This window comes from Azospirillum sp., from assembly GCF_035628975.1.
Classification (GTDB): Bacteria; Pseudomonadota; Alphaproteobacteria; order Azospirillales; family Azospirillaceae; genus Azospirillum.
Window position 1 is genome coordinate 1 of sequence record NZ_DASPIS010000123.1, and the last position, 12352, is coordinate 12352.

8 protein-coding genes are annotated in these 12352 nt (G+C 68.4%); 3 read left to right on the top strand and 5 right to left on the bottom strand.

Annotation, left to right across the window (positions count from 1 at the left end):
• Positions 1-603: 603 nt before the first annotated feature.
• Positions 604-861: a hypothetical protein gene (locus VD964_RS26530; RefSeq protein ID WP_324871465.1), complete on the bottom strand. Its 258-nt coding sequence runs from the start codon at positions 859-861 to the stop codon at positions 604-606.
• 536 nt (positions 862-1397) lie between these two features.
• Between VD964_RS26530 and VD964_RS26535 the strand changes: the two genes are divergently transcribed.
• Both VD964_RS26535 and VD964_RS26540 read left to right on the top strand, forming a co-directional pair.
• Positions 1398-2048 (top strand): glutathione S-transferase family protein, encoded by a 651-nt coding sequence (locus VD964_RS26535; RefSeq protein WP_324871466.1) that lies wholly within the window; start codon positions 1398-1400, stop codon positions 2046-2048.
• Complete coding sequence (locus VD964_RS26540) at positions 2045-2575, top strand: GNAT family N-acetyltransferase (RefSeq protein WP_324871467.1); 531 nt, start codon at positions 2045-2047, stop codon at positions 2573-2575. Before VD964_RS26535 ends, VD964_RS26540 begins: the two co-directional genes overlap by 4 nt.
• A 242-nt stretch (positions 2576-2817) precedes the next feature.
• Here the strand turns inward: VD964_RS26540 and gltB are convergent, their stop codons facing one another.
• Complete coding sequence (gltB, locus tag VD964_RS26545) at positions 2818-7365, bottom strand: glutamate synthase large subunit (protein ID WP_324871468.1); 4548 nt, start codon at positions 7363-7365, stop codon at positions 2818-2820.
• Between the two features lie 243 nt (positions 7366-7608).
• Positions 7609-9057 carry an NAD(P)-dependent oxidoreductase gene (locus VD964_RS26550; RefSeq protein ID WP_324871469.1) on the bottom strand — a complete coding sequence of 483 codons (1449 nt, stop codon included), beginning with the start codon at positions 9055-9057 and terminating at the stop codon, positions 7609-7611.
• Positions 9058-9444: 387 nt separating this feature from the next.
• Between VD964_RS26550 and VD964_RS26555 the strand changes: the two genes are divergently transcribed.
• Complete coding sequence (locus tag VD964_RS26555; RefSeq protein WP_324871470.1) at positions 9445-10245, top strand: undecaprenyl-diphosphate phosphatase; 801 nt, start codon at positions 9445-9447, stop codon at positions 10243-10245.
• Positions 10246-10248: 3 nt separating this feature from the next.
• Here VD964_RS26555 and VD964_RS26560 read toward each other — a convergent pair whose 3' ends face one another.
• Positions 10249-11436 carry an MFS transporter gene (locus VD964_RS26560; protein WP_324871471.1) on the bottom strand — a complete coding sequence of 396 codons (1188 nt, stop codon included), beginning with the start codon at positions 11434-11436 and terminating at the stop codon, positions 10249-10251.
• Between the two features lie 111 nt (positions 11437-11547).
• The gene (locus VD964_RS26565; protein WP_324871472.1) at positions 11548-12345 is read right to left on the bottom strand and encodes a sulfite exporter TauE/SafE family protein; all 798 of its coding nucleotides are present in this window, start codon (positions 12343-12345) and stop codon (positions 11548-11550) included.
• Positions 12346-12352 lie beyond the last annotated feature (7 nt).

A 12352-nucleotide genomic window follows, 5' to 3' on the forward strand; every position in this document is an offset into this window, starting at 1 on the left:
GCCGGCGACTGCCCGGCCAGCCAGTCGGCCAGCCCGGCCTTGGTCACGGGGGTGAGGGCGACGGTGTCCGGACCGTCAACGGCAAGCAGGGTGGCGAGCAAGACTGAGGATCCTTCTCACGAGATCACGTCACGCATCCGACACGGATGCCCATCCCCCAAGGATGGCGCGCCGGGCGCCGGCTGGAAAGGGGGGCGATACGCCGGGCAGGCATGGGCGGGCTGTGAAAGCCGAGCCGTGGAACAGTGTGGAACGGTTTTCCGGGCATGTTCCACTGTTCCATCGGTCGCCATGCTCCATCCGTTGCGTCGTTTCGACGGGGGGATGGAACAATTGGAACAGAGTGAAACAGCTTTCCGGTGATGTTCCATTGTTCACTGTGCCGAGCGAGTAGCCGTTGGGCGATACCGCCGGAATGGCGGAGCGAACGAACGGCTCCAATGAAACGACTCATCGGAAACATACCACGGCCTCCCTGGCGCTCTAGGTAAACTATCCTATCATAGGGAGTCAAAGCTGCCAGTGCTTGATTGAACCACGATGGCCTTTTCCGGGCTTCAATCGTCCATCAGGAGTCTGTTGGCTTCCCGACCGGGCCACGGCTCACGGCTGAGCGTCGGCCAGGGCGATTTCGATCCGCTCCTTGCCCTTGCCGGTGTTGCGGCGCTTGAGCGTCAGCGCGCCGATCTCGCCGGTCCGGCGCAGGTGGGTGCCGCCGCAAGGAACCCGGGCGAAGCCGGGAATCTCCCAGAAGCGGCGCTCGGCGGCCTCGTCGCTGAAGCCGCTCAGGATGGGGGTGTCGGCGGCGACGATGCGCGCCGACCTTGTGGATGCCGGGCAGGCGGGCCACCACCAGTTCAAGCACGATCTCCGCTGCGAAGTGCAGGCGCATCAGCCGGTAGCGGCGCCCCCAGTCGACCGCCACCGCGACTGTATCGCCGAGAGCGAGCCCGTGGCCGGGCGCAAGCCTGTAGCGGATCTCCCGGCCGTCCTTGCGGGCCTCCAGCACGTCGAAGCCGCCGATCGTGCCGGCATCGCTCTCCTGCCCGCCGGAGAGCGCGTAGAGGATGGTGGCCTCCAGCGTGACCTCCTCGCCGTCCACCGCGGCGATGCGGGTATCAAGGCGGGTGCGGTAGGGATCGTCCCAGAACAGCTTCCGGGTCATGGGGGCCTCGCGGAAAGCCAATGATCAACGATGATGCGGGATATTTCCCGGATGGACGGCCCATCCGCCACCCCGGCCGCGCAGTATACCCGCTCCAACGAAACATCCGGAGGGGAATGTCGCGCGGGCAGGGCGGATGTTTGCCCTGGCGCAACCGGAAGGCTTGTTACGGTTCGGGAGGTGGGCCATGCTCACGCCCCCGCAGATTGCTTGTTTCGAAAGGTGCAGTCCGATGTCCGATCTGACCCTGGTGATTGGGAACAAGGCCTATTCGTCCTGGTCGATGCGCCCATGGCTGGTGCTGAAGCACGCGGGGCTGGCTTTTGCCGAGACTGTGATCGCCCTGCGCCAGCCGGACACCGTCGCCCGCATCGCGGAGCATTCGCCGACCGGCCGCGTGCCCTGTCTTGTCCACCGCGGGCTCGCGATCTGGGATTCGCTGGCGATCTGCGAGTATGTGGCGGAACTAGCCCCTAATGTGGGGCTGTGGCCGGCGGATCCTGCGGCACGGGCGGTGGCGCGGTCGGTTTCGGCGGAGATGCATTCCGGCTTCGTCTCCCTGCGCACCACCATGCCGATGAACCTCAAGCGCGACCTCAAGGGCGAGGGCATGTCCGAGTCGACCGCGGCCGACATCGCCCGCATCGAGGCGCTGTGGGCCGATGCCCGCACCCGCTTCGGCAGCCCGGCGGGCGGACCGTTCCTGTTCGGCGCCTTCACCATCGCCGACGCCATGTTCGCCCCGGTGGTGACGCGGCTGGAGACCTATGGCGTCGCGGTCTCGCCGGTATCGCGCGCCTATATGGACGCGGTGTTGGCCCTGCCGGCGTTGCGGGAGTGGATCGCGGCGGCCAAGGATGAGCCGTGGGAAATCGAGCCGTGAGCCATCCCGGCTTCACCATCCGGCCGGCGGGACCGGAAGATGCCGAGGCGGTCGGCGCGCTGCTCCAGGCCTCCTACCCGCCGCTGATGGCCGCAGGTTATCCGGCGGACGTTCTGGAGCGCGCCCTGCCGGCGATGATGAAGGCCAACCCGCTGCTGCTGCGGTCTGGCACCTATCATCTGGCGGTGGCGGATGACGGTGCGGTCGTCGGCTGCGGCGGCTGGACCCGCGAGCCGCCGGGGCCGCCCTGCCAGCCGGTCGACCCGACGGTCGGCCATATCCGCCACTTCGCCACCCATCCCGGTTACCTGCGCCGCGGCGTCGGCACCGCGCTTCTCGGCCGCTGCATCGAGGAGGCCAGGGTTGCCGGTGTCCGCCGGCTGGAGTGCCTGTCGAGCCTCGTCGCCGAGCGCTTCTATGCGTCGGCCGGCTTCCGCCCGGTCGGGCACCGGTCGGTGGTGCTGGCGCCGGGTGTCCAGTTCGACAGCATCGTCATGGTGCTGGAGCTGCCTCCGTCCGCCGGTTGACGCAACTCCAAATGAAAACGGCGCACCGTCCTGCCGGATGGCGCGCCGTTTTCATGTCCGCTCTTCGAAACCCCCTCTCCTCCCCGGGGAGAGGGTCGGGGTGAGGGGGATGCACATGCTGGATTTGGCGTGGAATGGAAGGTGCGCGACTCTTGAAGATCCTCGCCGCGCATCCCCCTCACCCTAACCCTCTCCCCGGGGGGGAGAGGGGATATTCGGCATTGTGCGGGCTTGGCCGATCCTTACTCCGCCGGGATGGCGCGCGGCAGGGTCACCGGCACGGCCAGACGGTGCAGCATCTCCTTCGGAACCACCTGCCAGAAGTGGCCGAGTTCGCGCTGCCAGTCGTTGAGGATCTCGGCGGCGAAACGGCTCTGCGTCTCGGCGACGTGTTCCTCGATCAGGGCGCGGAGCTGGGCCTCGTAATGGGGCACCTCGATCCGCTGGAAGATGACGCTTTCCTCGTTGATGTGCAGCGGCAGCGAGTCCTCCGGGTCGTACAGGTAGGCCATGCCCCCGGTCATGCCGGCGGCGAAATTGTCGCCGACCTTGCCCAGGATCACCGCCGTGCCGCCCGTCATGTACTCGCAGCCGTTGGAGCCGCAGCCCTCCACCACCACGGTGGCGCCGGAGTTGCGCACCGCGAACCGCTCGCCCGCCTGGCCGGCGGCGAACAGCTTGCCGGCGGTGGCGCCGTACAGCACCGTGTTGCCGATGATGGTGTTCCTGTTCGACTCCAGCGGGCTGCTGGTCGCCGGACGGACCACGATGGTGCCGCCCGACAGGCCCTTGCCGACATAGTCGTTGGCGTCGCCCATCACCTCCAGCTTGATGCCCTGGACCGCGAAGGCGCCCAGCGACTGGCCGGCGGTGCCGCGCAGGCGGACGGTGATGTGGCCGGGCTGCAGCCCGAACATGCCGAACTTACGCGTCACCATCGAGGACAGCCGCGTGCCGATGGCGCGCTGCGTGTTGCGGGCGTTGTAGGCGAGCTGCATCTTCTCGCCTTCCTCGAACAGCGGGCGGGCATCGGCGACGATGCGGGCGTCCAGCGTGTCCGGCACCTCGTTGCGGCCCTGCAGCGTGCAATAGCGCGCGTTCTCGCCCGGATCGACCTGAGCCAGCAGCGGGTTGAGGTCGAGGTCGTCCAGGTGGGCGCCGCCGCGGCTGACCTGATGCAGCAGGTCGGTGCGGCCGATCACCTCGGTCAGCGAGCGGAAGCCCAGGCGGGCCAGGATCTCGCGGACCTCTTCGGCCAGGAAGGTGAAGAGGTTGACGACCTTCTCCGGCGTGCCGACGAACTTCTCGCGCAGCTTCTCGTCCTGGACGCAGACGCCGACCGGGCAGGTGTTGGAATGGCACTGCCGGACCATGATGCAGCCCATGGCGATCAGGCTGGCGGTGCCGATGCCGAACTCTTCGGCGCCCAGCATGGCGGCGATGACGATGTCGCGGCCGGTCTTCAGGCCGCCATCGGTGCGCAGCCGCACGCGGTGGCGCAGCTTGTTCAGCGTCAGGACCTGATGCACCTCCGACAGGCCCATCTCCCAGGGCAGGCCGGCGAACTTGATCGAGGTCTGCGGCGAGGCGCCGGTGCCGCCGGAGTTGCCGGAGATCAGGATGATGTCGGCGTTGGCCTTCGCCACGCCGGCGGCGATGGTGCCGATGCCCGACCGGCTGACCAGCTTCACCGTGACCTTGGCGTCCGGGTTGATCTGCTTCAGGTCATAGATGAGCTGCGCCAGATCCTCGATCGAGTAGATGTCGTGGTGCGGCGGCGGGCTGATCAGCATGACGCCCGGCGTCGAGTGACGCAGCCGCGCGATCATCTCCGTCACCTTGAAGCCGGGCAGCTGGCCGCCTTCGCCGGGCTTGGCGCCCTGGGCGACCTTGATCTCCAGCTCGCGGCACTGGTTCAGGTATTCGGCGGTGACGCCGAAGCGGCCCGACGCCACCTGCTTGATGGCGGAGTTCCAGTTGTCGCCGTTCTTGTCGGGACGGAAGCGCGCCGGATCCTCGCCGCCCTCGCCCGAGTCGGACTTGGCGCCGATGCGGTTCATGGCGACGTTCAGCGTGCCGTGCGCCTCGGGCGACAGGGCGCCCATCGACATGCCCGGCGTGATGAAGCGCTTGCGGATGGAGGTGATGCTCTCCACCTCGTCCACCGGAACGGCGGCCTTGGTGGTGCGGAACTCCAGCAGGTCGCGCAGCTGCATCGGCGGCCGCTTGTTCACCTGCTCCGAATACTTCTTGAAGGTGGTGTAGCTGTCGTTGGTGACGGCCTGCTGCAGGGTGTGGATGATCCCACCCTCCCAGCCATGGCGGTCGCCCGACTTGCGGAAGCGGTAGAAGCCGCCGACCGGCAGCGGCAGCGCCTCGCCGGCATAGGCCAGCGCGTGCTGCTCCAGAACCTTCTTCTGGATGCCGTTCAGGCCGATGCCGGAGATGCGGCTGACCATCGCCGGGAAATGCTCGGCGACCAGGGCGCGGCTGAGGCCGATGGCCTCGAAGTTGCCGCCGCCGCGGTAGCTGCTGATGACCGAGATGCCCATCTTGGACATGATCTTCAGCAGGCCGTCGTCGATGGCCTTCTTGTAGTTCGTCATCGCCTTTTCCAGCGACAGCGAACCCAGCAGGCCGCGGCGCTGGCGCTCGGCCACCGCTTCCTGCGCCAGATAGGCGTTGACGGTGGTGGCGCCGACGCCGATCAGCACCGCGAAGTAATGGGTGTCCAGGCATTCCGCCGTGCGCAGGTTCAGCGAGGTGAAGGTGCGCAGGTTGGAGCGGATCAGGTGGGTGTGGACCGCACCGGTCGCCAGGATGGCCGGGATGGCGGCGCGGGCTGGGCCCATCGCTTCGTCGGTCAGGATGACGTGGTTGGCACCGCCGCGCACCGCGTCCTCCGCCTCCTGGCGGATGCGGCGCAGGGCGTCGCGGAGCGCGTCGGGGCCGGCATCGACCGGGAAGGTCGCGTCGATCACCGCGGCGGTGTCGCCCATATATTCCCGCATCGCGTGGAATTCGGCGGTGGTCAGCACCGGACTGTCGAGTTGCAGCAACCGGGTCTGGCTCTCATCCTCGTCCAGGATGTTGCCGAGGTTGCCCAGCCGCGTCTTCAGGCTCATCACCCGGCGCTCGCGAAGCGAGTCGATCGGCGGATTGGTGACCTGGGAGAAGTTCTGGCGGAAGAAGTGGTGCAGGCCGCGGTACTTGTCCGACAGCACGGCGATCGGGCTGTCGTCGCCCATCGAGCCGACGGCCTCCTTGCCGTCCTCCGCCATCGGGTGGAGGATCAGCTCCATGTCTTCCATGGCGAGGCCGAAGGCCATCTGGCGACGGCGCAGCTCCTCCTTCTCCATCTCCGACGGCTCGCCCTTCAGGGCGGCGGACTTCACCAGCTCGTCCAGGTGCGTGGTGTTCTTGACCCACTGGCCCCAGGGCTTCTGGCTGGCCAGATGGTCCTTCAGCTCACGGTCGTTGAACAGCTTGCCGGCCTGGAGATCGACGGCGATCATCTCGCCCGGGCCGAGGCGGCCCTTCTCGACAACCTGGTTCTCCTCGATCTTGACCATGCCGGTCTCGGAGCCGCCGATGATCAGGCCGTCGGTGGTGATGGTGTAGCGCATCGGGCGCAGGCCGTTGCGGTCCATGCCGCCGACGACCCAGCGGCCGTCGGTCATGGCGAGCGCGGCCGGGCCGTCCCACGGCTCCATCACCGAGTTGCAGTAGGCGATCAGGGCCTTGTGGTTGTCCGGCGTGGTCTGCGAGCTGGTCAGCGCCTGCGGCACCAGCATCATCTTGACCATCGGCGCGCTGCGGCCGGCGCGGACCATCACCTCGAACACCGTGTCCAGCGCCCCCGAATCCGACAGGCCGACGCCGATCACCGGCTTCAGGTCCGCCATGTGGGTGCCGAACACCGGATGCTCCATCCGGGTCTCGTGCGCCTTCATCCAGTTGACGTTGCCCTTCAGCGTGTTGATCTCGCCGTTGTGGGCGAGCATGCGGAAGGGCTGGGCCAGCGGCCAAGTCGGGAAGGTGTTGGTCGAATAGCGCTGGTGGTAGATGGCGAAGGACGACTCGAAGCGGTCGTCGGTCAGGTCCGGGTAGAAGGTGGACAGCTGTTCGGCCAGGAACATGCCCTTGTAGATGATCGAGCGCGCCGACAGCGAGCAGATGTAGAAGTCGTTGATCTGCTCGCCATGCACCGCCTTCTCGATCCGGCGGCGGATGATGTAGAGGTCGAGCTCGAACTGCTCGTCGGACACGCCCTTCGAATTGCCGATGATGATCTGCTCGATCTCGGGCCGGGTCGCGTTGGCCTTCTCGCCGATGATGTCGACGTTGATCGGCACCTGACGCCAGCCATAGATGTAGTAGCCGAAGGCCAGGATCTCGGTCTCGACGATGCAGCGGCAGGCTTCCTGCGCGTCCAGGCTGATGCGCGGCAGGAAGACCTGACCGACCGCCAGGTTGTTCTCCGGCGGGGTGTGGCCGATGACCTTGACGTGGTCCTTGAAGAACTTCTGCGGCACCTGGACATGGATGCCGGCGCCGTCGCCGGTCTTGCCGTCGGCGTCCACCGCACCGCGGTGCCAGACCGCCTTCAGGGCCTCGATGCCTTTCTCGACCACCGAACGGCGGGGCTTGCCGTCGATCGCGGCGATGAAGCCGACGCCGCAGGCGTCGTGCTCGTCGGCCGGATTGTAGGCGTGCGCAGTGGTCAGCGCCGCGGCGTTGGCGCGGAAATCGGCGACGAACTGCTCACCCTGGTTCAACTCGGTGGTCATGGAACGACCCTTTCACAGTCTGGACGTTGACCTGGGGGGCGGAAGGGATGGCCCCCTGGGGTAGACGGTGGTTCTGATGACGAACTTGGGGTGGGGGACGGTTGCCCCCTCCCTAACCCTCCCCCACCTGCGGTGGGAGAGGGAAATCCGCCGCTCTCGCGCTCAACCCCCTCTCCCGCGATCGGACCGGCCTTTAGCCGGCCGAGAGCGGGGGAGGGTCGGGGAGGGGGCAGGTGGGTGGATTTACTCCGCCGCGACGGCCAGCTTGGGCGCGCCGACGGTCTGGGCGTAGGCGTGCATCGCCTCGGCGGCGTCGCGGCCGTCGCGGATGGCCCAGACCACCAGCGAGGCGCCGCGGACGATGTCGCCGGCGGCGAAGACGCCGTCCAGGCTGGTCATCTTGGTGCGGTGGTCGACCAGCAGCGTGCCCCAGCGGGTGACGGTCAGGTCCGGCGCGCCGAACATGCCCGGCAGATCCTCCGGCTCGAAGCCGAGGGCCTTGATGACGAGGTCGGCCGGCTCGGTGAACTCGGAGCCCTCGATCACCTGCGGGGTCTGGCGGCCGGTGGCGTCGGCGACACCCAGGTGGATGCGGACGGCGCGGACGCCGGTCACCACATCCTCGCCGGTGAAGCCTTCGGGCGCGGCCTGCCAGACGAACTCGACGCCTTCCTCCTCGGCATGCGCCACTTCGCGCTGCGAGCCCGGCATGTTCTTGCGGTCGCGGCGGTACAGGCACTTGACGGAGGTCGCACCCTGGCGGATCGCCGTGCGCACGCAGTCCATTGCGGTGTCGCCGCCGCCGAGCACCACCACCTTCTTGCCGGCGGCGTTCAGCGAGCCGTCCTCATACGCCCCGACCTGATCGCCGAGGCCGACGCGGTTGGAGGTGGTGAGGTATTCGAGCGCCGGGACGATGTTCTTCAGGCCGGCGCCGGGGGCCTCGATGTCGCGGGCCTTGTAGACGCCGGTGGCGACCAGGATGGTGACGTGGCGCTCGCGCAGCTCGGCCAGCGAGGCGTCGCGGCCGACCTCGAAGTTCGAATGGAAGATGACGCCGGCATCGGCCAGACGCTGGACGCGGCGGGCGACGACGTCCTTCTCCAGCTTGAAGCCGGGGATGCCGTAGACCAGCAGGCCGCCCATGCGGTCGTAGCGGTCGTAGACATGGACCTCGTAGCCCTTGGCGCGCAGCTCCTCGGCGGCGGCGAGGCCGGCCGGGCCGGCGCCGATCACGCCGACCGACAGGCCCAGCTCGCGGGCCGGCTTGCGCGGCTTGACCCAGCCGTTCTCCCAGGCGGTGTCGTTGATGTACTTCTCGACCGAGCCGATGGTGACGGCGCCGTGGGTCGACTGCTCGATGACGCAGTTGCCCTCGCACAGGCGGTCCTGCGGGCAGATGCGGCCGCAGATTTCGGGGAAGTTGTTGGTGGCCTGGGAGACCTCGTAAGCCTCCTCAAGACGGCCCTCGGCGGTCAGCTTCAGCCAGTCGGGGATGTTGTTGGAGACCGGGCAATGCACCTGGCAGAAGGGAACGCCGCACTGCGAGCAGCGGTTGGCCTGCTCGTTCGCGCGCTCGTCGCTGAAGCGGGCATAGATTTCCGCGAAGTCCTGGCGACGGTCGGCGGCAGACCGCTTGTCGGGCATCTTCTGCGCGGTGTGCACGAAGCCCAACATTTTCTGGTTCGCCATGACGTCTGCTCCTTCGCTTCGCGGCCCCGTCGTCTGCTGCGGGGGCATCGCCTTGCTGGGCCTGACCGGGGGCTGCGGCGTTGGCCTACACCGACCGGCTGGGTTGAAATCGAACGTCCGCAAAGTGGCGGACGCTCGTCATATAACGCATGCGCGGGACCGGCGGAAGCACAAAAGAACCGATAGGTCCGCTTTGTTGACCTTTTCTGTAGCAAGGCTGGAATGCGTGAGCGGTGCGGCATAGCGTCACAAAAACGAGACAGAAAATTAGTCCGAAAACGGGACTATCTCGCAAATAGGGGTACCGACCCCTCGCCGTCGCCAAGCACCGGCCCCGCCTGCTATAAGCACCGCAACATCCAACCGTGCCGAAGGCTCCGTGCCACGATGATGATCGATCAATATCTGGACGCCACCCTGATGGGGCTGGTGGAGGGGCTGACCGAGTTCCTGCCCGTCTCCTCCACCGGTCACCTCATCATGCTGGACGAACTGCTGGGCTTCCAGGGTCCGCCCGGCAAGGTGTTCGAGGTGGTGATCCAGCTCGGCGCCATCCTCGCGATCTGCGTGGTCTATTTCCAGCGGCTGTGGCATGTCGCCACAGGGCTGAAGGACGACCCCGGCGCGCGGCGTTTCGTGATGGCGGTGCTGATCGGCTTCCTGCCGGCGATGGTGTTGGGCGCCGCCCTGCACGGCGTCATCAAGACGCTGCTGTTCAACCCGACGGTGGTCAGCATCGCCCTGATCCTGGGCGGCGTCGCCATCCTGCTGGTGGAGCGGCTGGTCCCGGTCGCCCGCTATCACCGGATCGAGAATTTCTCCGCCCCGCTGGCGCTGAAGATCGGCTTCTGCCAGTGCTTGGCGCTGGTGCCGGGCGTGTCGCGGTCGGGGGCCAGCATCCTGGGCGCCCTGCTGATGGGCGTCGACCGCAAGGCGGCGGCCGAGTTCTCCTTCTTCCTGGCGGTGCCGACCATGGCCGGCGCCACCGCCTACGACCTCTACAAGAACTGGTCGGTGATGAGCCTGGACAGCGGCCTGCTGATCCTGGTCGGCTTCGTCACCGCCTTCATCGCCGCGGCCCTGGTGGTGAAGACGCTGGTCGAGTTCGTCGGCCGCTACGGCTTCACCCCCTTCGGCTGGTACCGCATCGCCATCGGCACCGGCATGCTGGCCTTCCTGTATCTGTAACTCTCAAAGAGCCTGCCGCGGCACCGCCCGGGCCGCGGCGACGGCCACGAACAGGGCGAGCACCGCGATCAGGGCGAAGGCGGTGGCTAGGCTGGTCGCCTGGGCGATGAAGCCGACCAGCGGCGGGCCGGCCAGCACGCCGGTGTAGCCCATGGTGGACACGGCGGCGACCGCATGGTCGGCGTGGCCGCTCTCCACCGCGCCCGCCGTGCTGAACAGCACCGGGACGATGTTCGACAGGCCGATCCCGGTCAGCCCGAATCCGGCCATCGCCAGCAGCGGCGATCCGTCCGCCACCACGCCGGCCGCCAGAACGAGACCCAGTCCGGCCGCGGCCAGCAGACCGCCGCCGCTCATCAGCGTCGCTCCGCCGAAGCGGTGGCGCAGCCGGTCGCCGCTGAAGCGTCCCGCCGCCATGGCGGCGCAGAACACGCCGAACCCCATGCCGGCGAGCGAGGCCGGGGCGCCGAGATCGTCGCGCAGATGGATGGCGCTCCAGTCCAGGATGGCGCCCTCGCTCATGAAGGACAGGGCGGCGAGCAGGCCCAGCAGCAACGTCTTGCGGTCGGGCAGGACCAGCCCGCCGGTCGACGCGTTGCGGTCGGCCAGGAACCGGCCCTGCAAGGCGAGGAACAGCGCGACCAGCCCGACCGACACCAGCGCGGCCTGCGCCGCCGGCGCCATCAGCGGCAGCAGCAGCCCGCCCAGGCCGGCGCCGGCCAGCCCGCCGAGGCTCCACATTCCGTGCAGCGAGGACATGATCGGCCGGCCGAGCCGCCGCTCCACCAGCGCGCCCTGGGCGTTCATGGCGACGTCCATGGTGCCGCCCGAGGCACCGAACAGCGCCAGCACGATGCACAGCGTCACCACGTCCGGCACCAGCGCCGGCAGGGGCAGGAAGCCGGCGAACAGCAGGGCGGTCACCCGCGTCACCGGGGCGCTGCCAAGCCGTCCCAGCAGCGGGCCGCTGGCGATCATCGCGGTCAGCGCGCCGACGGCAAGGCAGAGCAGCGCCACACCCAGTACGGCGGGGCTGAGGTCGAGCCGGTTCTTCAGCAGCGGGATCTGGGTCGCCCAGACGCCGAAGACGGTGCCGTTCAGGAAGAAGGCGGCGACGGTGGCCCAGCGCGCGGCGGCGGCCTGCTCCACCACCCGGCCCGCGCTGCCGCGGATATCCTCTGCCCCTGTCATCGCCCGTCCCGTCGCTGTTGAACTGCCGACATGACGGCGGCCGGCGGGGAAATCAAGCAGGGAAGGGGCAGGCGTGCCATGCCCGAACCGGGCGGAACTCCGCGGAGCTTCTCAGTGCCGCCACATCTTGACGGCTGACAGCAGCAGGATCGCCGACAGCACCGGCAGCAGGACCGACTCCGGCACGACGCCCAGCAGCCGGCCGCCGATGAAGGCGCCGGCCAGCGATCCCGCCGCCATCAGCAGCACGAATCCGCGGTTGCGGGCCAGCACGGACAGGCTGCGGTCGCGGGCGTAGCGGGAGAAGCCGGCGATCATGGTCGGCAGGCTGATCGCCAGGGACAGGCTGCCCGCCAACTTGACGTCGACGCCGTACAGCAGCACCAGCGTCGGGATCAGCAGCTCGCCGCCGGCCACGCCCAGGATGGAGGCGACCACGCCGATGGCGAAACCGGCGGCGGTCCCGGCGGCGACAAGGGCCAGACCCGTCAGCGGAGACCCTCCGCCGCCTGCCGCGCCGCCCGCCATGCCATGGCCGAACAGCAGGGCGCCGGCGATCAGCACCAGCAGCAGGGCGATCACCCGGTGCAGCCGGGCGGCGTCCATCCGCATCGCCCAGCCCGCCCCGATCCAGGCGCCCAGAAGGCTGCCGGCCAGCAGGTTGAGGATCACCGTCCCGTTGGCGGCGACGAGGCCGAGCGGGACTGCGCCGGCCCGGAAGGGAAGGGCGGCGGCGACGACGACGAGGCTCATCGCCTTGTTCAGGATGACGGCGTCGAGCACCGCGAAACGGAAGGCGCCGACCAGCAGGGGAAGCCGGAACTCGGCCCCGCCCAGCCCGATCAGGCCGCCCAGCGTGCCGATGACGGCGCCGCTGATAAAGGAGGCAAGCGCGCGCAGCCTCGTCACCACGAAA